This is a genomic window from Mucilaginibacter gossypii, from assembly GCF_017569325.2.
GTDB lineage: Bacteria > Bacteroidota > Bacteroidia > Sphingobacteriales > Sphingobacteriaceae > Mucilaginibacter > Mucilaginibacter gossypii.
The window spans coordinates 4,448,431-4,474,773 of sequence record NZ_CP071878.2 but is presented as its reverse complement, the minus strand read 5'-3'; the positions used below and the strand labels follow the sequence as shown (position 1 = coordinate 4,474,773).

Below are 26,343 nucleotides of genomic sequence, written 5' to 3'. Positions count from 1 at the left end.
TAATTGGAGGCGAAAATACTTTAAATGTTACATGCTGAATTTTTATTTTTTTACAAATAGTGCATTTGTAATGTATAAGTTACACTATTATGATGTAACCGGGGATTTTACAATGGGGGATTAAAAAGAGGGATTTGCAATGAGGTGACAACGATATAAAAACCATGTCAATTAGGAGTGATAAAACTTAGGGAAGATTTACGAAGTTTTGAAACTTCGTAAATCTGGATTCAACACCGTTTTTTAGGAAAGGCACAAGTAAGCCAGGACCGGGACAACTTGTGCCAGCAGATGATTCAATACCAATTATCAGATTTTACTCTGTCGTTACCCTCAAATTCAAGGTGTCGGCTTGCATAGCGGTAAAAATACCGAGGCCGTTAACAACATTGGTTGGGGTATTTACCAGGTTTTGTGAGCTGCCGCGGGTATTGCTGGTTAATATATTAATGTATTCGTCGTTTACCCTTAGCAATATTACTTTATAAACCCCGTAGTATTTGAAAGTGGTTTGCGTTATGCTGTATGTAGAGGCACGTTCGGTATTGATTTCGAAACTTGGGTTCCTATTGTTCCGCACTGCAATGATTTCAAAAGGATTACTATCGGTGTTTTTGAAAAGCAGCATATGCTGTAACGAATCGGGGTTTGTCCAGGTAATTGTAGCACGCACCTTATCGTTATAAGCCTGATCAAGCGTATTAGGCTCATGGAATACACTGTCGGTTAGTTTAAATCCAACTGGTTTGCCCGGCATCACTGTTGACGCGCTCACAGCCACATTATTATAAGTAAACTGCATGGAGTAAGTTTTACCGGCAGTTACGAACGAGGCATCGCTGTAAGTGTAAGTTCCGTTTGTTCCTTCGGTAAGTTTTACCGTCTGTGTACCATTGCTTACATCAATTGTCAGCCCGGTAATGGCCGATCCATAAGTAGCAGTATCCGTCAGGTCTTTTTGCTGGTAAACTTTTACCGAAAGCGGTTGGCCGGCAACCAGGTAAGCTTCAACAACCGGTTTGTTTACCGCATCAGTATCAGAAGAATTTTTTTTGCAGGCCGATGCCATCATCAGGCAGCCGGCTATTAGTGCAAAAAATGTATATCGTATGTATGTTTTTATTTCCATCTTAAGCTTAATGTAACGTTAGGGGTAAAGCCGAGGTAGTTAACATCGGTAGTGATAACCTGGTTGTTCTGCATTTGGTATTCGCGGTACCAGGTGTTGGTATGATTGTAAACGTTAAACAGCGACAAGCCTATAGAGCCTATTTTATGCCCGTCTATCTTCAACAGATCATATGACACTGACATGTCCAGCCGGTGATAAGCCGGCAAACGTTCGGCATTTTTATCGCTGATGTTGAGGTAAGTGATGCTGTTGCCGTCAACGGTTTTAATGGTATAGCTGGATAGGGGGGCGGTGTAAGGATGTCCGGTACTGAACAGGAAAGTGGCAGCAAAATTCCAGCGCTCGTAATGGTACATGTTGATGGATTTAAACTCATGGCGCACATCCTGGTCGGCAGCATAATAATCATTGCCAAAAGCCGAGAATTTATTCTGGGCCTGGGCAAGGGTATAGCTGATCCACCCGGTATAACGCCCCATTTTTTTCTGCACCAAAAATTCAACGCCTTTGGCACGACCGGTTCCCTCATAAAAGTTTTCAGTAACGGTTTGCGTTTGATTTTGGTTAGCCTCTATCCTGAAACCGCCGCCCGCTGGCTGTGTTTGCCTTACAGTGTACTGGGTAAGGCCGCTCAATGTTTTGTAGTATCCTTCAACGCTGAATAAAAGCTCGTCTGTTTCGTAGCTGGTGCCCAATATGAAATGTCTTGACCTGCCAACGGGGATATTGCTGTTGTTTGATAGTACCCAGAAATTACGGTTCCCGGCTAAAATATCCTCGCGGATCACCTGGTTTTCAAACTGGTAAAACTGCCCGGTTGCGCCTTTTATGGTAAATTTATCGGTAAGGCTATAACTTGCCGACAGCCGGGGCTCAAAGTACGGTTTGGATGTAGGGCCGAAATAACTGGCCCGTAAACCAGGCTGAATATGAAATTTATTGTTTGGGTCGATAGCCAGCTCGGTGTAGAAACCCGCTAACATGGCATTGTTATGCTGGTTGATGAGTTTGCTTGTATCGTTTTGGGTATACTCATAATCTATTTTTTTATAGGACGCAAAACCCCCGAAGAGCAGCTTATACTTGTTGCTAACTGTCCATTCCCACTCAGATTTATAGCTTACATCCTTCAGGTTGTTGGTTTCAAGCGTGCCATTGCTCAGCGTATGTGAGATGCCGTTGGTATCGATTTGTGAAAAGCCCGAAGTACTGCGGTTCCTGTCGTTGAAATAGGATGAGTAGGTGATGTAGTTGTTGGAGTATAGTTTCTTATTCCATTGCCTGAACCATTTGATACTGCTGCCCAGGTTGCCGTATTTGGTATAATCGGTTATGTTGATACCGCTGCTGCCCGACGACAGGAACGATGGCAGGCCCAGTTCCCTGCTGTTATCTGTTTTATCGGTACCTGTGTACAAAGTCCATGATACTTTATCTTTTTGATTGATGCTGTACGTGTACTTGGCATCAAAATCATAAAAGTAGGAGCTTGGGGTAATCTGGTTAGCAAAACCGCCGCCGCCAAAGCCTCCCCGGCCACCACCACCCGGACCGCCGCCCTGCGTGGTTGATGTTTGATTAAACTGGTTAAATATCTTGTTGTAAAACGGCCCCTGGTATGAGCGCCTTACTGCTAACAGCAAGGTCGATTTATCAGAAAGCGGCGTTTCCAGGTAACCGCTTGCGCTCAGCAAACTCAAATCGGTACCGATGTTGGTTTCGTTCTTGTTACCCTCTTTTCCGTTGAGTTCGGTAACGCTCGAAAGCCTGCCGCCATATTTGGCCGTAAAGCCGCCTTTATATAATTGCACATCCTTAATGGCACTGGCATTGAAAGCACTGAAAAAGCCATACAGGTGATCAACCTGGTAAATGGTAAAACCATCCAGTACAACCAAATTCTGGTCGGGTGTGCCGCCGCGTACATATGCACCTGATGATGACTCGTTGGTACCGCTTACGCCGGGCATCAGCTGGAAAGCCCGCAGCACATCCTTATCGCCCATGGTTGGCAGCTTATCTAAATTGGCCGGCGAAAGCTGTAACACGCCAACCTGCCTGCTATCGGTATTCATAACGCCGCTTTTTTTACCCGTAATAGTAACCTCGTTTAAGCTGTTGAGCGATGAATATAACCCACAGATCAGCGGCGAATTCAGCTTTTCGCTACTCAGCCTAAAATAGTCCGTTTGGTAACCTGTATAGGAGACCTCCACTACCGATGTATCTGAAGGTACCCTGAACATGGTAAAATAACCATCGGCATTGGTCATAACGTTGAGGTCGGTCCCCCTGATCTTCACCGTAGCCGATGGCAGCGACTCGCCTGTTTGCTGATCAATTACCCGCCCGTTAATACTCACCAAAAAATGTTTGGGTTTGGCTTTGGGCGCTTCAATTTCTTTAGCCTTTACCGCGTTAGATGCCTGCAGTGACAACTTGTTGAGTTTTTGCAGCCGCGCCAGATCGTCGGTGTTTTGGAGGATGTAGATAGTGCCGGTTGATTCTATCCAGTAATGCAGGTTGTTTTCATTACAAACCTTGGCAATTACATTTTTAAGCGGTTCTTCAAAAAAGTGCTCCACAACGTCCATCTCATGTAAAGGCTCCCGTTCAAATACTATGCGGACTTTATAGTTCATGGCCAGTGTATCAAAGAGCTCATCAAGCGGGCACGAAAAAAAATGGTTAACTACAATCTTTTTTAGCTTTTGTTGGGTTTGCTGACTATGGGCCACCGTACCGCACAAAATCAGGGAGCTTATTAACATTAGGGAAAGTTTCTTCATGTAGGGGTATGTTTTCTTCGATGCCGAAAATGCACCATGTTTTGAAGCGCCTCAAATAAAATCGACCATGGGAGGTTTTCTGTAGACCAGATGCCCGGATGTGTGGCAGGGGGATTTTGCTTAGTAGCAGTTGTTAGTGGCAGTTGCAGGAATGGTGAGGTTTTGCAGGCGAACTATAATTTCCTCCCTGGCGAGGGGTGCTGCTGGAATGTGTAGTGGCAGGGAGGGTTTTTTATGCTTTTAACACAATTGCATGCTGCCTAAACCCCTCCCTACACCCACTGTGTGCACACATCTTTAATTCTTCTATTATTAATTGAAAAACGATGTCATTTCGAACGAACCATGAGGGAATGTGTGCGTCGGCAGGTGAGGAGAAATCTTCTACGCCCTGTTTTTAATCGCGTAAATCTGCATATCGTATAAGATTTCTCACCCTTGCCCCGCAATTTCCCACCCTTCAAGGGTTCGAAATGACATTTTCTTTTAGTTGAAAGATGTGTACACAAAGTAGCTCCCGGTGGGAGGGAATCGCGCAATTCTGCCCTCTTTTTTTCTTCCAATCATTGTACGTAGGTAACGAGTGGCTGCGGAAAAGATAAGTAGCTTACCCCTTCCCAATCATCCTGTTGATTACATCGCGATATCCGTCGCTTAAAGGTATCTCGGTGTTGATGAGTTTGATACGGGCACGGCGCATTTGGGATACATGGTCGAGGTTAACGAGGTATGATTTATGTACCCGGAAAAACTGGTCGGGCGGTAATTGCAGTTCAATAGCTTTGAGGCTGATGCGGGACAACACCGGTTTTTGCTGATTGATGAGGTGAACTTTTATATAATCTTTAAGTCCTTCAATGTATTCAACCTGATCAAAACTGATCTTAACGAGGTTATAATCGGCATGCAAAAAGAAATAGTTTTTAGTGGTTGGCTGCGGCACATAACTGCGACGAAGCTCATATAAGTCGAGCGCTTTGTGGCAGGCCTTCAAAAAGCGGTCTAAGGGTACAGGCTTAACCAGGTAGTCAACCACATCAAGTTCAAAACCTTCAACCGCAAATTTTTCATAAGCGGTTACAAATATCACCATGGGCTTCTGTGTCAAGCTCCTGATGAGTTGTAAACCATTGATGCCGGGCATGTATATATCACTGAAAATAAGGTCTATCTGCTCCTTTTGCATGGCTATGATAGCCTCGCCCGCGTTGCGGCAACGCGCCACTACCTGTATGGTATTTACATGCTTCAGGTTGTCTTCCAGCAAGTCGAGCGCAAGCGGCTCATCGTCAATTATTAAACATCGCATCATTTAAGTTCCAGTTGCAGCATAACTATATAAGCCTGCTCGTTTTTGTTGATATATAGATTGTGTTTGCCGGGGTATAACAGCTCAAGCCGGCGTTTAACATTAGCCAGACCAATACCCGAGGCGTTATCCTTACTGTATTCGGTTGGGTTGTACACGTTTTGTACGCTGAAACGCAGGTTCTTTTCGTCGGTAAAAAGTGTGATGGTTATAGCCGGCGCATCAATATCGCCCGTGCCATGCTTAAAGGCATTTTCTACAAAGGGGATCAGCAGCATGGGTTCAATACTTTTTTCGGGAGCTTTGATATCCGAGCTGAAGCTGATCTTTACCTGGTCGCGAAAACGGAGCTGCTGGAGTTCGATATAACTGCGGAGGTAGTCTTCTTTTTGGCACAGCATAACTTTTTCGGCATCGGTTACATAAAGCATATAACGGAGCAATTTAGAAAGCTGGATGAGTGTAGGTTCAACTGCCGAAGGGTTTAAACGTGAAAGCGCTACCGCACTGTTAATCACATTAAAAATAAAATGCGGACTGATCTGCGAACGTAAAAATGCCAGTTCAGAGATCAGCGAAGCATTATCAATGTCCTTTTTTTTATTGATGGCTTTAAACTGATCGGCCAGGTAGTGATAAGCAAAGCTGCCGGCGGTGACAGATAATAAGGGGAAAATAACCAGGAACGGCCCCGGAGGGCGACGATGATGCCCCATCCAGGGAAAATGAGGCACAGGGAAATAATGTCGTACTTCCATTAGTATTACGTTGAACACCACAAAGGAGGCAAGCAAAGCAAAAAAGTAAAGCCAGATATTATTTTTTAAGATCCTGGGAATAAGGAAAAACGCATTCAGGTAAAATTCGGCGGCGAGCACCAGGTTAAAACTGATAATGTGCCCTGATGAAAAAGCAGGCTGCGGAAAGCCGCGCATATCCGGCCTGGAAATGATGGGCGTAAAAATGATCAATGCCCAAAATAACAGGTGGATACAAATTTCGATAATAAGCGCCGGCTTTATCCGTTTAAACATATCATGCTAAGGTAGCCTCATTTTAAACCCGCACTCAATGTAATAGACGATGGGGCAAAATGTGCCGACGAAAGTACGGTATCTGTTGTATGGAACCCTAATTTCAGGTGCTGCACAAGGCATATTTAACATCTATTAACATTTAAAGGCAGCTAATTGAAAACAAGCAGTTTCGTTGTATAAAACGGAGGCATTTTCCGTTAAATTTGTTTAACAACTAATTACCTATGTCAATAACCAAACCTATCCTCCGAATTTTTGATTATGATAAAGCCATTGAATTTTATATCAACTGGCTTGGCTTTAAAACCGATTGGGAGCACAAACCCGAAGGTGTACCGGTATACATCCAAATTTCCCTGCGCGATTTAGTGCTTTACCTCTCCGAACATCATGGCGATGCGAGCCCGGGCAGCCATATAGCGATCGATGACTTTAGTGAGCTAAGGGATTACCACGCCCACCTCATCGCAAAAAAATACAAATATAACCGCCCAGGTTTGGAAGTACCCGAATGGAATGACAAGGCTATCATGATGACTGTTCATGATCCGTTTGGTAACCGGTTAACTTTTAGTGAGGAGTTGAAGGGATAAGCCTGTCGATCTCTTCACATCTTTAAAAAAAAATGTCATTTCGATAGAGCAGGGGCGGACTGAGTAGTGGGGCGAAAGAGAAATCTTTTGCATCAGACTCTACAACTATGGCTGTAAATGCAGGGTGTAGACCGTTTTAGCGCAAGTGTTGTGTGGTTGGCTGGAGGGGGTGCTCACTTGTGCTTTCTTTATACTTTTATAATTGTATTTAACTATTTTCAGTGCGTGAGTACAAAATATAAATTCGCTAATCCGGAGGGGATATACTTCGTGACTTTCGCCGTTGTTCATTGGGTCGATGTTTTTACAAGAAACATTTATCGTGATATCTTACTTGATAGTTTTCGTTACTGTATAAAGGAAAAGGGTTTAATTATTTATGGGTTTGTTATTATGAGCAATCATGTTCATTTGGTCATAGGCAAAAAAGGGGATCAAAGTCTATCAGCCATTATGCGGGATATGAAAAAGTTTTCATCTGTTAAAATCATCAGGGAAATTATAGAAAACCCGGCAGAGAGCCGAAAACTCTGGATGCTTAAACTCTTTGCTGACACAGGAAAAGCAAATACAAATAATACCCACTATCAGTTATGGCAACAACAAAATCATCCGATAGAAATTGAACCACACTCAAATATGTTTGATCAAAAGTTGAATTATATTCACCAAAACCCTGTTAAAGCAGGATGGGTTAACGAACCTTCAGCATATGTTTATAGTAGCGCCGCTAATTATGAAGAAAAGGGCGGCATTTTGGGGGAAGTTGAAGTAGCACATTGATATTATTAGTTCCAGAAGGCACAAGTCATCCACCCTCATGCCAGCCACACAAGACTTGCGCCAGAAAATGAGGATCTTTATTAATTATAAAACGTCCATGAAACGCCGAACTTCAGGATGGCATCCTGTTGTGGGTAACGGTTAACTGTGTAATAGCCTTTACTCCAGGCCCGCTGGTTGATGTAATCATAAGCAACAAACAGGTTGGTACGCTGCAGGGTTGCTTTGAAAAATACACCAAATATCGGATAGGATGAAAACGTTACGTTCGCGCCGTTATAAAACTGGCCCAATCCCGGGGCATATGAAGGGGCAACATATTCTGTATTATACCTTCCATTTATACCCATACTGGCATGCAGCACATTAAGCAAAACCCTATTAACATATAAGCTGCTGTAAGCATATACTTCCGGGGTACGAAGCGTGTTTTGATAATCGGTTTTTTGGTATACCACGTAATTATCAAAGTGCAGGCTCCGGTAAGTGAAGTTTTTACCCAAACTTACTTTTAACAGGTTGATAGAGTTGTTAAGCTGAGCCGGGCGCGCATCGGTACCGCCATCCTGGGCTGTAAAATACAGGTAATTGCTGATCAAAAAGTATTCGGCTTTTAAATCAATTTGCAGGGCATTGTTAATGTAGTTGAACGAAGCGCTGGTTGTTTTTTGATTACTGAAATCATTATGAAAAATATAATGATTAGAGATCCAGTTATTATAAACCAGCGGAGGCGAGCTGTTTTGTGAATAGGCTTCTAAAACGATCTTGCCGGTTTTTTTGCCGCCTGCCAGGGTAAGTTTGGCATCATATAAGTAATTACCAAAATCGCGGCCCTGGGCAATCTGCCTGAAATCGGCGTCGAGCGCAATGCGGTCGCTAAAGCGATAACCCAGTTTGGCTTTCAGCGTAATATCCTGGAAAGTGTTGTGCTGTACCTTGTCCTGGTGAACGTATTTTACACCATACTCGTTTAGGGTGGTATCGCTAACATATTGGTTATACGAATAAAAATCGTGTACAAGCCCTAAGTCAAGCTTAAGCTCGTTCTTTACAAATTTTACCGATTTACTTCGCAGATAAAAGCTATACGAAAACTCATTTTGAATATGCGTGACGACTGTTGAATCCCTTGACCGGTTATTGCTGTAATAATAATCGGGGAACACATTATAGGTATCAACACCGCTTTGCTTATACAGGTACCTGCTGTTTGATACATGAAGGGTATGCGATACACGTTGGGTAGGGAGGATCTTTGAATTGTCTTTCCCCTTATTCAAACTATCTATCCGGCCTAAATAATAAAACTGTTTAATGTAAAGGCCCTTATCGTTCCAGTTTTCATAACTATACGGTAAACGTACCGCTGCCCTGTCTTTTGAAAAGGCGTTATTTACATTGGTACTCGTAAACACCGAATCGTTGAGAATGCTGCCCGTTTCGGGGGCTTTAAGGTTGTTAAACAAAAGGTTGGCCAGCAGGTTATATCGTTTGCTTTTTGATTCGTACCAGGTAAAAATAGAAGCATTCAAATCGCTCACGTTTTGGCCAAGCACGTTGTTAAAATTGTAGAAACCTCTTGATCCGTTGAAATTGAGGTTAAAACCAATGTTCCAGTTAGGCTTTATATTTTGGGTATGGATGATATTGAACAGTTGAATGGCCGAACCACCAAAGGCGTTGTACAAGGTAAGCTTGGTATAGGGTACGCGTGTGTTATAGTAATTGATATCCTGGGGCTTTAATGCGTAAATATCAAGCGCATGCAAGCCCAGGTCAAAGCCTATGGTCCTGCTGGGCTCAAAAAGCAGAGGCCGTTGTGACAAACCAATATTACCCAAATGAATACGGGGACTGCGGGGATCAATAAGCGGACTATAGATCTCAAAGTTGGTGATCCCGGTATCAATCGGAAACAATTGTGTACTATCGTTCAGCAAACGCTCGTTAGTAACGCGGATAAATTTGGAACTGAAAACTACCGAGTCCTTTTTGTTTTCCTCTTTACGGCGCAAACTGTCCAGAAGCTGGTCGTCGGTCATTTGTTTTTCCTGCTTGCGGGCAGTATCACGGGTAGGCAAGTTGCGCGGGTTAGTTCGGTTTCCGTACTGCGCAAAAGCAGCCTGTACCGACAGGCACATCAGCAATAAAAAAATATATTTGAGCTTTTGGTGCATTAATTACCGGCTATCAGTTCTTTAAGTATCTGGGTCATTTTGGGTTCGGCTTCCTGCGCAATAGCAATAATCTCTTCCAATGTTATGGGCTTAAGCACTTCCGGGAAGCCTTCATCTGTTAATACCGAAATAGCGAACGTCGGGATCCCCATGTGGTTAGCAACAATAACCTCGGGCACGGTGCTCATGCCAACGGCATCGCCGCCAATGATACGCAGGTATTTGTATTCGGCACGGGTTTCCAGGTTAGGGCCGGTTACGGCTACATATACTCCTTTATGGCAGGTAATGTTATTTTTTTGAGCGATGGCTAAACCCTTTTCGATCATATCATGACGGTAAGGTTCGCTCATATCCGGAAACCGTGGGCCAAGCTCTTCATAATTGCGGCCAACCAGCGGGTTTTGAGGCTGCAGGTTAATATGATCTTCAATGATCATCAGGTCGCCCTTTTTAAAATCGGGGTTAAGCGAGCCGCTGGCGTTTGATACATACAGCGTTTTAATGCCCAGGTATTTCATCACCCTAACCGGGAAGGTGATCTGCTGCATATTGTAACCTTCGTAATAATGCAAACGGCCCTGCATGGCCACCACTTTAACGCCTGCAAGGGTACCAAAAATCAGCTTACCCGAGTGAAACTCCAGTGTTGAGATAGGGAAATCAGGAATGTTGGAATACATGAGTTGTTTTTCAACCTCAATTTCTTTTACCAGACCACCAAGGCCGGTACCTAAAATTATACCCACTTCGGGTTCAAAATCGCCTATCCGGTTTTTGATATACCGGGCGGTGCCTTCAATATTGTCTAACATATGTTTGTACTAATTCGTCAAATTGTTGTTGCCCGTTATTTAAAAAACTAATGCCTATGGGCAGCACCAAAATGGGCAGTTTTTTAACCATCGCAAGCAGGTCCTGTTCCCCTAAACGCTGTGCATCCTTTTCTGTTGTGATGATCACTTTTTTTTGTGATGCACAGGCCGAAAATTCATCGGCAAGTTTACTGATATTTTTTAAGCTAAAACGGTGATGGTCGGGATAATTATGATGAACAACCAGGGGTGTTTGCTTTTTCAGATGCGACAATAACGGTTTTGGATTAGCTATTCCCGTAAGCAGGAAAACCGTGGTTTGATCGTCGATGGCATTTGTAACCGGGGCCCCATAGAGAGTTTGGGCTGGCAGATAGTTTATGGTGGTAAAAAATAGCGACTGGTGCGGATACGGTTTGATCCGTTTAATCACGCGGGCTTGTTCCAGATCGGTAAGCGAAGCCGGACATTTACTGATGATGATGACATCCGCCCTTTTGCGCCCGCCGAATGGCTCGCGCAGGTTACCCGCCGGGAGCAGAAAATGGGGTTCGTTAACACGGCTGTAATCAAAAAGCAAAATGCTCATGCCCGGTTCAAGCGCACGGTGCTGGTAGGCATCATCTAAAATAATAACATCATGATCGTCTTTTAACTGCTCAACGCCATCAACCCGCTTTTCGCAAACGGCAACATCAAGATCCGGGAATTTATGTTTGAACTGTGCAGGTTCGTCACCGATATCCGAGGCTTTGCTTTCGCCAGATGCCAGCAAAAAACCTTTGGTAATACGACCGTAGCCCCGGCTAAGCGTGGCAATTTTATAATTGTCCTTCAACAGTCTGATCAGATATTCGGTCATGGGGCTTTTACCGGCGCCGCCAACATCCAGGTTGCCGACTACGATCAGCGGCATGTCAAAACCAGTGCTTTTGAAAATTCCCCGGTCATAACACCAGTTGCGAATAGCCACAGCCAGGGCATAGATCAGCGAAAACGGGATTAAAAGCCAGCGGAGGAATTTCATATAGTATTTCTCAACCCGTCATTGTAAAGAACGAAGCAATCACGGGTTTGTAAGACCGCTTTGTATAGTTTGCGATTATTTTGTGTTTTGCAATGACGTTTACTTCGTTTATTTTTGAAGAACAACAAAGTTACTATTTGAAGCTGATTTATAGAAGTTACATATGAATTGTAGAACTACAATTTTTTCAGACTGATATAATGACAAGTACATTGGATTCGTTTATACACCAAAATTTCCTTTACCTTATGAAGCAGGCTCAAGATATTCAGATCATATTTAAATGTACAAAAACAATAGACGATCTTACTGCCTGTAACAGCGATAGATATTCTGCCGGGTGCAACAAGATAATAAACGATCATAGGGGAGTGGGCGGTGTCAATATTCTCGGGTCTGTAAACAATGGAGATAAAATACACTGTGGGGTATTTGATAAACAAAGTATAACTTATACGCCGCAACCACAATGGCAACGGTGGCTTTCTGTCGGACTAATTGCATTAGGGTTGACTACGTTAAATAGAGATGTTTTTGCTCAGGAAAAAGTTAGAGCATCGGCCGGTGATACAACCAGGATAAAACACCAAGCTACCGTCGACTCCATAAAACAACCAATTACTGCTGTGGGATTTGTACGGTTACCGCCAGAATACGTTGGCGGTATGTCCCGCTTTTATGATTACCTTAAAAACAACTTAGACGCTGTATCAGTTAGTAAAGAGCAAAGTACAGTTGTCAGATTTAGCATCGAAAAAGATGGTACACCTGTTAATGTTAAACTCGTAATCGAAGGGAATAATAATGTGGATAGGCAACTGGTCAGACTTATCAAGAAATCCAGAAAATGGAAGCCCGGAATAGATAACGGACAGCCTTTAGTAGTAGATTATAATTGCATCGTTAGGGTCTATCCTGGAGGTGAGTTTGATGTCAATGTTGAGCGGGTAAGGTAGCCGGTTGCACGATGAGAAAGTCCCCTACGCTATCACGCCAAACTGCTTCAAATGATGTGTAAAATGCTTTCCGTGCCATATGATCCACTCATAATAATCCATAGGGCCAAAGGCGCCGTGGATCACTTTAACATCGGAGGTATTAAAATACCTGTCGAACGTGTCAAGTTCTTTCATTAGCTGATTAATAGCTGTTTCCAAATTGGGGTAGATTAAGGTATCCGCCAATTCTTCCAAAAAAATATTACGGGGTATTTCTGCATCGGTATAAATGGCGGCGTGTTTACGTGCAGCTGTATTATCATCCGGGCCATCCCAGGCTGGTATTTTTACACCGTTGGTATACTGAACCTGGTCAATAAGGTGTTCAATCATTTGCTGCGGTTTCATTTTGCCCCAAAGTGGCGCTGCTTCGGGCCGCAGGTTGAGCATTAAGCGGTACAGCACTTTGCGGTTGGTAATATCAACAAAATGGTTCATGGGCTAACGGATGTTTTAGCAAATATAAACGAGTGATTGCCTGTTATATTAAAATTTGTATTTTCATTTTTTAAATTGCTATCACATGAAACATAAACTTACCTTACTGTTGTTGACATTGTTAGCAGCACCGGCATTTGCACAAACCGACAGTAAACTCACCGCTAAATTGAATGAAGCTGTCAAAGATTTTCAGGGCCAGGTTGGCATTTATGTACATAATTTAAAAAACGGCAAAACGGCGGAGATCAATGCAGATACGCTGTTCCCTACAGCCAGTATGATCAAAGTGAGCATTCAATGCGGGGTGATGGATAAGATAGAAAAAGGTGAGCTGAAGTATAATCAAAAATTAGTTTACCGAGACTCATTGCTTTATGCAGGTGAAGATTTGCTGGGCTCGTTCAAAGATAAAGACACTGTACAATTGAGTAAAGTGGCTATGCTCATGATCACCATGAGCGATAATACCGCAAGTTTGTGGCTGCAAAAGCTGGTGGGCGGCGAATATATCAACAACTGGCTCAATCAAAATGACTTTAAGGTAATGCGGGTAAATTCACGTGTGCCGGGCAGGGAAGCTATCCGCAAGATCTATGGTTGGGGAGTAAGCACCCCCCGCGAAATGTGCCGCCTGTTTGCCATGATACGCGAAGGTAAGGCGGTAAGCCCGGCAGCCAGCGAGCGGATGTACCGTAACATGGGCCGCGTTTACTGGGATGAGCACGCGTTGTCGCAAATTCCGCCTTATATACATACTATTTCCAAACAGGGAGCGGTTGATGAATCAAGGTCAGAAACCGTGCTGGTGAATGCCCCGCATGGAGATTATGTGTTTTCGATCATTACTAATCATAACAAAGATACCAGTTGGACACCCGACAATGAGGCTGGATTGCTGATCAAAAAAGTATCGGCCCTGCTTTGGCATTATTTTGAACCTGGAGATAAATGGCAACCGGCACACGGAGTTGATAAGTTTATGTTGAATGAGTAAATAATTTTAAGGCATTGCTGCTTCTCGTAGCGTAAAGTCTTGAGAGAAAGTCATGAGACATCTGTTTTTAGCATCCGGATAAAACGATGCAGACACCATTCTGAATATACTGTTAAATTAAGGTGAAAAAAATATGAGATTTATATAAATGGATGTTATATGGTGCAAAAGAATTAAATTGTAACAAAGCCCATGAAATTATTAAAATCATGTTTATATTTACAATTCAATTACGGGTATCCAAACCCGGATTTGTGATAAGGTTTAGGTTTAAAGCCCCATGCAGCGAGTGCTATGGGGCTTTTATTTTAAGTCATACTCAAAAAACTTTAAAACTAAACTTCGTAAGTCTGCGCGTTTGCACTGCTAATTGCCACTGTGCACTGCTGGCTTTTCCTCATGGCGTTTCACTAAACTCTTCATCCACACTTTCGCGTAAATCATACAGTAACCATTGCTTACCGGCAATTGATCGTGTTTTTGACTGCAGTAGTTTAATGAAATCGTTAACGCCTACAGGTTCATTGCCGTTTCCGTGTATGAGCACAATACTGCCATTTTGGGGTTGTTGGCCTTTAGCCAGCCATGCATCGGTACCAACCGGGATCAAGCCGAAACCGGTAATTCGGTATACCAGTTGCTGATCAGATACCAGGCCCGGGAAGCGGAAAAATACAGATGGTAATAGCCCATTACGCAGCATGGCCTGTTCTGTTTCCAGTACTTCATAACTAATATCTGTTCCTGGTTCAAGTAAAAAGTTTTCTTTAAGCGGAGCTTTCAGGCTAACCCGGTGATTGAAGGAATGATTGATCCAGGTGATGTAGATCTCACGGTTAGCCTGCATTTGTTTTAGCCAGGCCAGGTCCTGCGGGTGCTGGCGCATCCAGATGCCGGTTATGGAAAGCGCTATTGGTACAGGGCGCTCTACTTTTTTAAATTCGGTGAAAATGTCGGTGAAGATGCGTTTATCCAACGGGCGGTGCGATGGGCAAAGGTCGGCGGTAAGGCTGATGCCGGTTTGTTTGGGGATTCCGCTTTCGATGCCTGCGTCCTGGATGTTGATGGATTGCTTTTCGGCTTTTGCCAATGCCTTTTGATAGGGCGTGCTTTTAAAAAACTCACGCGCCTGCTCCATCGTCATGGGTTTGATCTGATAAAAGCTGCTTTCGTTTATTTTGGTTTCGAGGGTTTGCGGGTTCACCATCAACAGGTAATTGCGCCCCTCATTATCAAAGCGGCGAAGGATCATCCAGTCTTGCGGATAATTATGCGCCCAGCCATAGTAAACCTTGTAGTTCCCGATTTTGCGGTAAACGGTTTGCGCTGATGTTTGCTCAATAAAAATGGTAGAAGTGCAAAATAGCGCGAATATTAAATTAGTGAATGTTTTGTTCATGAGGTTTTGCATCCCAGTTTTTGCCGGCAACAAAGGTACTGACAACTAATATCAGCATAAAAATGATAATAAAAGTCAGTACATAATGATCGAAAAGCAGGCGTTCTGAAGGCAGTGGCCCCGGTTGTTGTCGGTCAAGCGCAGAAAGGGGAGGATAAACTGTCCATCCATCCCCCGCATGAGTTGTATGCTGTTCAAAAAACAGAACTGTTTTGTAAATATTAAAAGTTGAAAGTATTAAAGACAAATTGCTTATTATCAGGATGATATTTATGTGTTGCTTTTTAAAACGACTGGTTAATGACCGGATCAAATAAACGATAGCTGTAAGCAATAGAAACGGAAATAAAGTAAAATCTATCCAGTTGAATGGAAGTGTGAAATAGGTGTCATGCAGCGCTATGTCGAAACTTGAATTTCCCCAAAAAATACCCAGCAAAAAGCGTATACCAAATGCAATAAATAAATACAGTATTATCAATACGATCAGCTCGGTGATAAATTGTTTAGGCTTCATGGTTTAAAGTTAAATATATCCGCCAATTTATCTAAATGATCTATAACTTTGAAGTATGACCCGTCTATCTGTCAACATCAACAAAATAGCCACCCTTCGTAATTCGCGGGGGGGCAATAATCCCGACCTGATCCAGGTTGCTAAAGACTGTGAACGTTTTGGCGCGCAGGGAATAACGGTGCACCCCCGGCCCGATGAGCGCCACATTCGTTATAACGATGTGTTCGAACTTAAGAAAATTGTTACTACAGAATTTAATATTGAAGGCAATTGCCAGGAACAAAAATTTATCGACCTGGTGCTTGCCAATAAACCCGAGCAGGTTACCCTGGTACCTGATGTTTTAGGGCAGATCACTTCAAATCATGGCTGGGATACCATCACCAACTATCATTATTTAAAAGATATGATAGCGGTATTTAAAGAAGCCGGGATCCGTGTATCTATTTTTGTTGATCCAATACCTGCAATGGTTGAGGGCGCAGCCAAAACCGGTACCGACCGTGTAGAACTTTATACCGAAGGCTATGCTACTCATTTTCCGCAGGGGAAAGAACTTGCTATTGCTCCTTATATCGAGGCAGCAAAAGCGGCTCAGCAGGCTGGTCTGGGTCTTAACGCCGGTCACGATCTGGATTTACATAACCTGAAATATTTTGCAGAAAATATACCCGGCCTGCTTGAGGTAAGCATTGGGCACGCCCTGGTAAGCGATGCCTTGTATTATGGTTTGGAAAACACTATCCAAATGTACCTGAGGCAATTATCGCTAACGGATAATGCTTAAACTGCCCGATAATAAGCCACAGCCCGAGCTGAGGTTAATGATATAATAATAGCTGCCCGTAGGTAATGGTTTGCCATTATAGGTGCCGTTAAACGGGTGGCTGTATCCTATGGAGTTAAAAATATTTTTGCCATAACGGTTAAATATTTTTACGGTGGCCGATGGATAGTTTTCCATTCCTGCTATCTGCCAGTAATCATTGATACCATCATTATTGGGAGTAATTACATTGGCAATATTAAGGTTTGAAAGGCCTACACTTACATCAACCTTTGTGCGGGTGCTTTCACAAGCGTTGCTAAAACGGCTTATATAATAACTCCGGTTGGCGGTAACGTTTACTTTAAATTTGCCATTGGGTTCCTCATCAAGTGGAGTAGTACTGGTTTCACTATCATAGAGCCTGTAGGTTGACGTTGTTGCCGGATTGCTAACAGGTATAACGGTTTCGCCCGGACCGCACAATTGAAAGCTGCTTATTACAGGCGGATCGATAACAAGCTCCTGGTTAAGCAGGGTAATGTGATAGGGCACAGCGCAACCGTCCGGATCGATGGTTAGTGTATATGTTCCGCCGGGAAGCCCGTCGATATCCAGTGTGTTGCGTATTACATCTCCGGCTTCATTTGTCCACCTTAATGGTGGTGTACCGCCGTTTGTATTGATAAGCTTTAAATTACTGATGCTGCCATTTGCTGCATCGCAGGAAGCATTCACTTTTTGAAGCCCTGAATCATCAATGCCGGGATTTGAACTGGTTAAGGTTATGGGGATAGATTTGGCAAAACAATTTCCGTTATAGCATTTGGCGTAATAGGTGCCAACGCCAACACCCTCCAGTTTTGGGCCGCCGGATTGTACTAATTGATCCTGGTCATTATACCAGTCAACCCCGATAACGTTCTTTAAGTTTTGCAGGGTGATTGATCCGTTGTTTTTAAAACAAGTAGGATTAACCTTCACATAATCGGCGGCCGACGTCGAAATCACCGGTTGGGTAAATTCGGATGAGCTATTGTTAAGCGTAGCATTTGCCACCAGCTTTTTATTGTGAAAATCGCCAGTAAACTTCCAATTACCCGCTGCGTCTGCAACAACCGTAACCAGGTATTGTACCGGGTTACAAACAGAGCAATCTGTGTTGTCGTTATAAATGTAAATAGCAGCTCCCGGCGATGCCGTTCCTGAAAATTCTGCAGCACTGTTTACAACTATATTAATGTTGGGAATGGCTGTGCCACTTGATATCAGGTATGGTGTTGTATTGCAGGAAATACTGTTTTTGGCTATAGTAATATTGTTTGATTCGACCGCATAGAAAGCGCCGCCGTCATTACTAAAGATATTGATATCGTTATCATTATCATCGCCAATAAAAGCATTATTGCATTTAAATAAGTACATACCCGAATTACCCGGTATACTGCTTTGCTTATTACGCATAAAAGTGAAGCTGTTTACAGATATAAACTGAAATTGTGTAGAACAAAAATCATTGTCGGCTACCTGCGTATTGCTTCCCTGAAACCGTACAAGTATGGATGCCCCGTTTACGCGGTTGTCCTGCCCGTTCACATCAAGTGAAAGCGAGTTGTTGATAAATTTATTATCGGTTCCATTTAGGGCTATCGCGGTAGCAAAATAGTTTCTTTCTTTGGAGGTAGGGCCACCCACTAATGAGTTATCGGCGGTTATATCAAGTGCATACCCTAATTCAACAACATTTGTTCCCGATTCGTCATAACCAATAAAATTTGATTGGATATTGATATTATCATTATTCTTTGAGTCGGTTAGTGAGTTGGTGCCGCAATACACACCGTAGATGTTATCGCAAAAAACATTTCCTTTATCCGGTGCGCCTATGGTAATATTGGTACAATCGTAAGCCGATACAGCGGTGAAAAGCAGGTTGCCGTTAAAGTTTATGAGTTTGCTGCTGTAACCTTTTATGCATAAGCCATATATTTCCACATTGGTAACTTCGGTCATCAACAGGGCTGCTGCCTTAGTCCCCGGAAAAGTATAGCTTATATCGGGTATGATATAAACCCTGGCGTCACTTCTGCCGAGTTTGGGTGTTGGCTGTGTGCTGCCGTCGATAATTAAATTAGAGGTAACCTCGGGGAGCTGCGTAAAAAGTGTGATGGTCACGCTGCCCGGCAGGTTAAAATTAATAACATCCTGCTGAATTGTGCCATTGGCGGCTGCCTTAGTAAGGGCCTCGCGCAGTGTGCCCGTTCCTGCATCGGCATTACTCGTAACGGTAAATACCGAGGCCTCTGCATTTAAACAGGTCAGCAATAAAAATAGCGTAAACAGAAACAACTTGTGTTTCATGGCTGCAACCTAATCTGAATGTTAGTTTATAAATTGATTTGGGCAATAAACTGGTTTGTTAGTATTGGTTGATATTGCCTGCCAGTAAGTTACGGTTTTTGTTTAATATCCTTTATAATATAATATACCCGCCGCAAAAGAAGCGGCAGGTTAGTCATGATGTTGTTAAAATTTACCTGATCAATGTAAGGTTGCCAGATAGCAGCTTACAAGGAGTATTGAGGTTAATGATGTAATAATACACCCCCGAAGGCAGCAGCCAGCCATTAAACTGCCCTGAAAATGGCGTGGCGTACTCTTTTGATTCGAACACCCTTTTTCCGTAACGGTTAAAGATCTGAACTAAAGTGCCGGGGAATTTTTCAAGGCCTTCTATCTTCCAGTAATCGTTTATACCATCGCCGTTGGGGGTTATGGTATTGGAGAATTTTACATCGACCAATACAACTTCAATATGTGTTTTGGTGCGCGGGCTTTCGCATGACCCTATGCTGTATGAGATATAATAATCACTGGTTTCGGTTATTAATACTTCAAAATTGCCGGTATTACTGGTTTGAAGCGGTGTTGTTGATGTAGCATCGGCATATAAATTATACATGCCTGTAGTTTTGTTTAAAACAGACAGGCCCACTTTTCCGGGCAGGCAGATCCGTTGGTCGTTTAATACCGGTGCGTCTGGGATAAATTTTTGGTTGCCAACCTCCTTGCTGAATGGTAACGGAATTGCACAGGTAGTGTTATCAGTAACTGTCAATGAATAAGTGCCTTTGCCAACATTTATTAAATCTTTATCGTTCCCCACGGTATTGCCGGTGGCGTCGGTCCAGATAAATTTATATGGAGGCACACCGCCGGAAACATCAATGCCCGTAATGCTGCCCAATAGCTGGTCGCACTCATCGGGCTTGGCTACCGGGGCATTATTCGCCGAAAATTGTAGCAAAGGGGTTGCCTGTATTACCCAGGTACCCAATACAGAAGCACATCCATTTTTATCGGTTACATGAAGCGTATATGAACCGGGGGCGGCGTTTGGAACATCGGTACCGTAACTTACTGTTGTACCGGCTGCATCAACCCATTGATAAGAACTTGGCTTTATACTTCCCTCAAAATCAATATGCAGGCTGCCATTGTTGAGCCCGCAGGTAGTAGGTGTGTTAATAAGGTTTTTAATGGTAAATACCTCGGGTGCCAAACGGTTAACTGTAAAATAGGCGTCGTTGCTGCATTGCGTATGAGTATTTAACGCGTTCAGCCGGTATGTGCCGTCGGGGAGGGGAGAAATATCCAGGTTTGCAGGGTTGGTAGGCATTGGGTTACCTTGTGGATCGTACCATTGAAATTTATCGGCGTTTGGTGCTGAAACCCCGGTTATAGCACCGTTATTTTCACCGCATTTCGCTGGGGTTATAGCCCCGCCATAAAAGATTACCGAATTTGTTTCTGAAATAGGGATCGGCGGGGTAGAATAAGGACTGCACTCACTTTGATCCATCAGTACGAGGGTATAGGTACCGCCTTTGACTCCTACCAGATCTTTTGAAGTACTAACGGTTTTGCCCGTGGCATCCAGCCATTTGTAGGTAAGTGTACCTATCCCTGAGGGGATGGGTGTAATGTTTTTTATGGCGCCGTCGGCAACCCCGCATTGAGCAGATTTTACCGAAATGGTCGAGAGGTCATAATCGGGGCCCGGTTTGGCTTTTATAGGTGGCGTAAGGGTTGATGTTGCCGAACAGCCGGCCTCGTCCTGAATAGTTACAGTAAATGAGCCTTCGGGTAGGTAGGGGGCCTGGGTATTGGCCACTACGTTGCCGTTCTTGTCCTTCCATGTAAAAGTGAGATTGCCTGCACCACCGGTAAAGTTTACGTTAAAAGGGAACAGTTTTTGGCGGCATTCCGGAACCGGAACAATTACGTTTTGGATCTTGATCCGAAGATCTTTTATTTCAAAAAGTTGTGTTACCTTCTGGCAGCCACCCGGGTATTGAACCGTGAGCTGATAGGTGCCGGGTAAAAGGCCCGAAACATTCTGACCATCTTTTATTGCTGTAAGGCTGCCGTTCTGCTCCTTTTTATCCCAGTGAAATAATAACCCGCTTCTGTCTTGCTTTATGGTGATGCTGCCGGGGGTACAGGTATAATGTTTAACAACTATATCATCATCACGTATTACCAACGATGAAAACGGAGAAGTGTTGTTACTACCATCGGTAGCAGTGGCTATTACTGCTTTGGCGATACTGCCTGAATATGTCCATTTGCCGCTCGCATCCGACTGAACGGTGGTAATATAGGTTTTGCCCTGACATATAGTTCCGCAATCGTCTGAGAAGAAAAGTTCGATAGCCGAGTTTGGTGTAGCTACTCCCGATACCGCTGTACTGCCAAAATTGAGCACCTGCACAAAAGGAACGGTGTAATAATTACTCATGATGCTTATGCCATAATCTTTATTACAAAAAATGCTGTTCCGGGTTATGAGTGTATGCCTGCTGTTAAGGGATTCAATGCCATACTGATTATAACCAATGTAGTTTTTATTTGCTGCATTCGGCCCTCCAATGGTGCCCGACGAACTTTCGCCAACCCTGATGCCTTCGCCGTTTCCCAGATCGGCCGTGCCGGTTATATCAGTACCTATCTTATTACCTGTAATATTAAATGTAGCCTGCTCAATAGCGATCCCTGCAAAACGTTGCCCCGAAATAATATTGGCGCTGATATTAGCCGTAGTATTAGTAGCATTGATACTGATGCCATAAGCCTTCATAAACGCGTTCTGCTGAAATATCGGGATGTTTTTAAAATCCTTTTTGCCGGTATAATCAGTGCCTATTTTGTTATTTTGAATATTGATAGTCCCTGGCACCACAGTAAAATTGGACGTGTTGCCGATACCGATGTTTACAGCGTTGGCCGATATGATGTTGCCCATATTGGCATTTGCACCACCTATGTTAACAGTTTTGCTGATGAAAAGGTTCAATCCGTCAAAATTGCTGGCGGCTGTATAGCCGTCGTCAAGTAAACCGATTATATTGCTTTGAATGCTTGCATCGGCAAGGCCGTTAACGTTATAGTAGTTTGAATAATTAACAATACCATTAAGGTTTCCGCATATAACGTTGCCTTTGCCCGGCGCGCCTATTATGATATTTGAGGCATCACCTAAAATATAAATACCCGAACCCTGGTTAAAATCGGGATTGGAGAAGTTGGTGATCTTGGCAAAGTTGCGGATATACAGGCCGTAGATCTCAATGCTTTTTGCTACCGCCCCTCCCGAGTTTGGATCGCCGTTAATAAAAAGACCGCTGAAATTTACAGGTGTTATTTCAGGCTCAATGATAACCCGTGCATCAGATACGCCAAAAGCTATGCCAGCTTGACTTGTGCCATCAATAACAACGTTAGATGTAATGGCAGGCAACTGGCTTCTTAGCCTGATGGTTCTATCAGATACGAGTGTTCCCGGTAATTTAAACTGGATGATGTCCTGTGTTGCGGTACCGTTAGCTGCTGCATTTGTTAAGGCTTCGCGAAGTGTTCCGGGACCGGCATCTATATTGCTGGTTACTATAAATGTAGCACCGAGGGCCACATTGAAACACAAGATCGATATGAGTAGTACTAAGAGTGATAATTTTTTGATAAACATTGATTTAGGTAATCAGCTGCAAAATACACTTTTTTGCTGTAAGTACACTGTGAATATTATATTGATCAGATGGTTATTATACAATAAATAACATCAAAATGGTGAAATGCTGTATAGTTACCTGATGATTGACAAACTGCCTGAGAGCAAATTGCAGCTTTTACCGAGATTTAAAATATAATAGTACACTCCCGAAGGAAGTTTGGTGCCATTATAAGTCCCGTCAAACGGTACGCTATACCCTTTTGATTCAAATACTTTTTGCCCGTACCTGGTAAATATCTGGACTATTGCCTGCGGATAATTTTGAGCATTGTTTATTTTCCAGTAGTCATTTTTGCCGTCTCCATTAGGTGTGAACGCGTTTGGGATATCAATAGCAGATAAGCTGATGGTTATTTGCGCCTGGGTTCGTTCGCTTTCGCACTGGCCGCTAACCTGGCTTATATAATAAGTGCTATTGGGATTTGCTTTGATTTTGAAGATGCCATTGGTTTGTTCATCCTGGTATTGAGTGCTTGTTTGCGAATCATAAAGACGATAGGTATTCCCGGCAGATGGAGAACTGACGGATAGCAAAGCTTCGCCCGGGGCGCATAATTGCAAAGGGGCAATTACCGGCGCATCCATGCTGCTGTTTTCATTTAAAACAGTATAAATGCGACTTGCCATAACGCCGCAACCGCTGGCGTCCTGAACCTGCAGCGTGTAATCCCCGGCACCGACGTCTGTAAGATCTTGCGACGTAACCAAATGCTCACCGGCTACATTAAGCCATAAATAGGTGTAGGGTTGTGTGCCGCCTTTAACCTGAATGTTTTTTATACCCCCCGTATTTAATCCGCATTGATCATCGGTACGGGTTTCTGAGTTTGCCACTATTTGCAGGGGATCAATTTCGTTAACGGTAAAATCATGCGGATAAAGTGTTTCGCAGCCGCTGGCATCGGTAAAGTAAACTTTATAAGTGCCGGGTTTAAGGCCGTGCGGATTTGCATCTGTGCCCGCGGGTTGGCCGTTGCCATCAATCCAGCGCATGGTTTTAACCAGGGGATCAGTTGTAAGGGTGATGGAACCACTATTTTGGCCGGAACAACTGTTAGTAACGTTAGCCGCATAATTTGGATAAACAGTAACAGGAATAGCATCGATAGTATAAACCTGGCTTGGTTTGCTGCATCCAAAATCATTGCTTGCTATAAGCTGATAACTGCCCGCGGCGGCATCTGCCAGATCGGGGCTTGAACCGGCTTGGTTATTGGTAGCAGTATTGATCCATTTATAATGCGTTGCTCCGGGAGCGGTTATTCCTTTAATACTGCCGTTGTTTTGGCTACAAGTGGCAGGGACGCGTGTGACACTGTTTTCGTTAAGCGTTATGCCGTTGGTTTCGGGTATGTTGATCTCAGAAGAATATATCTCTCCGCATTGACTGTCGTCGGTTACTTTTAATGTATATACCCCGGCAGGTTGGCCAGTCAGGTCATTGGTGTTGGCAACTTCCTGATGTTGGGCATTGAGCCAGCTGTATTTTATATTGCCGGCACCTGTGACAATAATGTTTTTAATGGAACCTGTAGATTGGCCACAGGAGGTTGATCGGATATCGGGATGCGATTGATCGATATTGGGGCCATCAACACTTTTAACAATTATAGGAGAAATGGTTTGCGGGCAGCTGCCATCTAAGTTTGTAAAAGTAAATGTGTAATTTCCTGCAGGTACATTTGAAACCTCTGTACCATATACTGTGCCGCCCATATTTGCGCCATGCCAGGTAAGGATAGCAGGTACATTAGTCTTTATACCCCAAATTAATCCATTAGACGAACCACAGGATGCAGGCTTGATGTAAATATTGCTTGCATCAACAACCAGCGACTTATCTACTATTTGATACTGCTTTGTAAGTTGGCATGGGGTACCTGTGTTTATTTTCAGTGTGTAATTTCCAGCGGGAACATCTTTCAAATCAATTGAGTTGCCAACTGGTTGGTTTTGTTCGTTATACCAGCTAATGCCCGTGGTATAAGGCGTTTTGATTCCGGTGATAGATCCTTTGGCTGTACAAGTGAAGTTGGTGATTATCGCTTTCGAGTCGTCAATCTCCAGCCCGGTAAATAATCCTGTTAAATTATTAAAAGTTGCCGAAGCCATAACATAGCCATTTACAGGTCCGTTAAACGTCCACTTGCCATTCGCATCTGCCTTAACCGTTGTGAAATATTTTTTTGGATTTGGCAAGTTGCAGCTACAATCGCTATTAAACAGCTCAATATCCGCATTGGGTGTGGCTGTACCGGCTACCTGGTTATCTGATACAGAAGTAATCTTAACCAGTGGAAGCTTATCTCGGTTGTAACTCGTACCTGTTATCTCATCCACACAAAATATACTATTACGTTTAAAAGCATATTTACCATATGAGCCATAATCAATTCCCAATCCGCCATAAGCAATCAGATTTTTTTGAGCAGGATCGTCGCCCCCAACTAAAATATTGGCACTAGCTCTTAAAAGAATATCGCGCATAGATGCTATGGTATTTGTGTTAGCGAGATAATTTATCGTTCCCGTAGGATCGGTGTTAAATGAATTGCCCTGTATCGTAACCTGGCCACTCAAGTCTGTTACACTTAATAAAATACCAGCATATTCATCTACAAAAATATTATTGTTTATCACTGCGTTAACCGGAATCTCGTTGCCGGGAGAAATGACCCCTTGCACTACCAAGCGTGTAATTTGCGAGAAAAGATTTAGAGGTACTCGTTTTGTTCCAGTGTAATTTGTTCCGAATTTATTGTAGCTTAAAATTAATTGGTTGTTTGAGGGATTTTCAAAGCTCACATCCATTTTAAAAAAAATATTGCCAGTAGTGGGCGATCCGCCAACCGTTACATCGTCGCAAGAAATCCCCACATGGCCTCCTCCTGCTTGTTCTCCGGTTATGTCTGTTCCAGAATTGTTATTTTGATAAATACATACTTTACCAGTGTGTATACCAACATTTGCACCATTTATAATATTGCCCTTTGTGGGTGCTCCTACGATAACTTTATTAAAATTGCTTATTCCTATGCCGGCACCTCCCCATCCAGTCGAGTCGCAATTTATCCATAGGCCATAAATCTCGAGGAAACCTGCGCCATCACTACTCAATACACTTAGCTGATCTGGATATACAAATTTAAAGGTGATCTGAACCTTAGCGTCACTGATGCCAAATTTAGTACCTGGCTGCGTACTGCCGTCAATGACCAGGTTAGATGTCATTGGGGGCAACTTTGTTGCTAACGAGATCGTCCTTCCCGCTTCGCTCAAATCCAGTAAATTAAAATAAATGTAATCTTTTTCCGCACTGCCATTAGCCGCGGCTAAGGTTAATGCTTCGCGCAAGGTACCCGGCCCCGAATCGGCATTGCTGGTTACCGTAAAAACAGCTGAAAAGCTTTTAAAGCTGATGAAAAGAAAAATAGTGATAAAGAGTAAAACTCGCCTGCCCGTCATGTTTAGGTATTCAAGAGCCAAATTA

The 26,343-nt window shown here is 43.3% G+C and carries 18 protein-coding genes; 5 read left to right on the top strand and 13 right to left on the bottom strand.

All coding sequences use genetic code 11. The annotated features are described in order from the left end of the window. Nucleotides 1-316: 316 nt before the first annotated feature. The 4 genes from J3L18_RS18625 to J3L18_RS18610 all read right to left on the bottom strand — a co-directional run bounded on the left by J3L18_RS18625 (nucleotide 317) and on the right by J3L18_RS18610 (nucleotide 6,264). A complete protein-coding gene (locus J3L18_RS18625) occupies nucleotides 317-1,129 on the bottom strand; it encodes a DUF4249 domain-containing protein (RefSeq protein WP_129568407.1) in 813 nt (270 codons plus the stop codon). Further along, nucleotides 1,120-3,921, bottom strand: a complete 2,802-nt coding sequence (locus tag J3L18_RS18620; protein WP_129568408.1) for a TonB-dependent receptor — start codon at nucleotides 3,919-3,921, stop codon at nucleotides 1,120-1,122. The genes J3L18_RS18625 and J3L18_RS18620 overlap by 10 nt, the downstream gene beginning before the upstream one ends. A gap of 607 nt (nucleotides 3,922-4,528) precedes the next feature. Further along, a complete protein-coding gene (locus J3L18_RS18615) occupies nucleotides 4,529-5,233 on the bottom strand; it encodes a LytR/AlgR family response regulator transcription factor (protein ID WP_243771452.1) in 705 nt (234 codons plus the stop codon). Further along, entirely contained in the window at nucleotides 5,230-6,264 is a 1,035-nt protein-coding gene (locus tag J3L18_RS18610) for a sensor histidine kinase (RefSeq protein WP_091172108.1), read from the bottom strand. Before J3L18_RS18610 ends, J3L18_RS18615 begins: the two co-directional genes overlap by 4 nt. Nucleotides 6,265-6,491: 227 nt before the next feature. Between J3L18_RS18610 and J3L18_RS18605 the strand changes: the two genes are divergently transcribed. Together J3L18_RS18605 and J3L18_RS18600 are read left to right on the top strand one after the other, a co-directional pair. After that, on the top strand, nucleotides 6,492-6,860 hold the full coding sequence (locus tag J3L18_RS18605; RefSeq protein ID WP_091172111.1) for a glyoxalase superfamily protein: 369 nt from the start codon (nucleotides 6,492-6,494) through the stop codon (nucleotides 6,858-6,860). Nucleotides 6,861-7,085: 225 nt separating this feature from the next. Then, nucleotides 7,086-7,643 carry an REP-associated tyrosine transposase gene (locus tag J3L18_RS18600; protein WP_129568410.1) on the top strand — a complete coding sequence of 186 codons (558 nt, stop codon included), beginning with the start codon at nucleotides 7,086-7,088 and terminating at the stop codon, nucleotides 7,641-7,643. Between the two features lie 80 nt (nucleotides 7,644-7,723). Here the strand turns inward: J3L18_RS18600 and J3L18_RS18595 are convergent, their stop codons facing one another. From J3L18_RS18595 to lpxK, 3 genes are read right to left on the bottom strand one after another with little or no spacing between them, the layout of a single operon-like run. Next, a complete protein-coding gene (locus tag J3L18_RS18595) occupies nucleotides 7,724-9,823 on the bottom strand; it encodes a putative porin (RefSeq protein ID WP_223266111.1) in 2,100 nt (699 codons plus the stop codon). Continuing rightward, nucleotides 9,823-10,638 carry a purine-nucleoside phosphorylase gene (locus tag J3L18_RS18590; protein WP_129568411.1) on the bottom strand — a complete coding sequence of 272 codons (816 nt, stop codon included), beginning with the start codon at nucleotides 10,636-10,638 and terminating at the stop codon, nucleotides 9,823-9,825. Before J3L18_RS18590 ends, J3L18_RS18595 begins: the two co-directional genes overlap by 1 nt. Beyond that, on the bottom strand, nucleotides 10,622-11,665 hold the full coding sequence (lpxK, locus tag J3L18_RS18585; RefSeq protein ID WP_129568412.1) for a tetraacyldisaccharide 4'-kinase: 1,044 nt from the start codon (nucleotides 11,663-11,665) through the stop codon (nucleotides 10,622-10,624). Before lpxK ends, J3L18_RS18590 begins: the two co-directional genes overlap by 17 nt. 248 nt (nucleotides 11,666-11,913) lie before the next feature. Between lpxK and J3L18_RS18580 the strand changes: the two genes are divergently transcribed. Continuing rightward, nucleotides 11,914-12,621: an energy transducer TonB gene (locus J3L18_RS18580; RefSeq protein WP_189549094.1), complete on the top strand. Its 708-nt coding sequence runs from the start codon at nucleotides 11,914-11,916 to the stop codon at nucleotides 12,619-12,621. A gap of 24 nt (nucleotides 12,622-12,645) precedes the next feature. Here J3L18_RS18580 and J3L18_RS18575 read toward each other — a convergent pair whose 3' ends face one another. Further along, nucleotides 12,646-13,101: a hypothetical protein gene (locus J3L18_RS18575; RefSeq protein ID WP_129568414.1), complete on the bottom strand. Its 456-nt coding sequence runs from the start codon at nucleotides 13,099-13,101 to the stop codon at nucleotides 12,646-12,648. Between the two features lie 85 nt (nucleotides 13,102-13,186). Between J3L18_RS18575 and J3L18_RS18570 the strand changes: the two genes are divergently transcribed. After that, nucleotides 13,187-14,098 (top strand): serine hydrolase, encoded by a 912-nt coding sequence (locus tag J3L18_RS18570; protein WP_129568415.1) that lies wholly within the window; start codon nucleotides 13,187-13,189, stop codon nucleotides 14,096-14,098. 397 nt (nucleotides 14,099-14,495) lie between these two features. Here J3L18_RS18570 and J3L18_RS18565 read toward each other — a convergent pair whose 3' ends face one another. Together J3L18_RS18565 and J3L18_RS18560 are read right to left on the bottom strand one after the other, a co-directional pair. Continuing rightward, nucleotides 14,496-15,497 carry a polysaccharide deacetylase family protein gene (locus J3L18_RS18565; RefSeq protein ID WP_129568416.1) on the bottom strand — a complete coding sequence of 334 codons (1,002 nt, stop codon included), beginning with the start codon at nucleotides 15,495-15,497 and terminating at the stop codon, nucleotides 14,496-14,498. Then, nucleotides 15,478-16,014 carry a hypothetical protein gene (locus J3L18_RS18560; RefSeq protein ID WP_091172122.1) on the bottom strand — a complete coding sequence of 179 codons (537 nt, stop codon included), beginning with the start codon at nucleotides 16,012-16,014 and terminating at the stop codon, nucleotides 15,478-15,480. Before J3L18_RS18560 ends, J3L18_RS18565 begins: the two co-directional genes overlap by 20 nt. Before the next feature lie 55 nt (nucleotides 16,015-16,069). Between J3L18_RS18560 and J3L18_RS18555 the strand changes: the two genes are divergently transcribed. Further along, complete coding sequence (locus tag J3L18_RS18555; RefSeq protein ID WP_091172124.1) at nucleotides 16,070-16,801, top strand: pyridoxine 5'-phosphate synthase; 732 nt, start codon at nucleotides 16,070-16,072, stop codon at nucleotides 16,799-16,801. Here J3L18_RS18555 and J3L18_RS18550 read toward each other — a convergent pair. The 3 genes from J3L18_RS18550 to J3L18_RS18540 form a co-directional block, all read right to left on the bottom strand. Continuing rightward, nucleotides 16,784-19,141, bottom strand: a complete 2,358-nt coding sequence (locus J3L18_RS18550; RefSeq protein WP_129568417.1) for a T9SS type B sorting domain-containing protein — start codon at nucleotides 19,139-19,141, stop codon at nucleotides 16,784-16,786. The two genes, J3L18_RS18555 and J3L18_RS18550, sit on opposite strands and share 18 nt — an antisense overlap. Before the next feature lie 172 nt (nucleotides 19,142-19,313). After that, nucleotides 19,314-22,808, bottom strand: a complete 3,495-nt coding sequence (locus J3L18_RS18545) for a T9SS type B sorting domain-containing protein (protein WP_129568418.1) — start codon at nucleotides 22,806-22,808, stop codon at nucleotides 19,314-19,316. A gap of 117 nt (nucleotides 22,809-22,925) precedes the next feature. Next, the gene (locus tag J3L18_RS18540; protein WP_129568419.1) at nucleotides 22,926-26,318 is read right to left on the bottom strand and encodes a T9SS type B sorting domain-containing protein; all 3,393 of its coding nucleotides are present in this window, start codon (nucleotides 26,316-26,318) and stop codon (nucleotides 22,926-22,928) included. Nucleotides 26,319-26,343 lie beyond the last annotated feature (25 nt).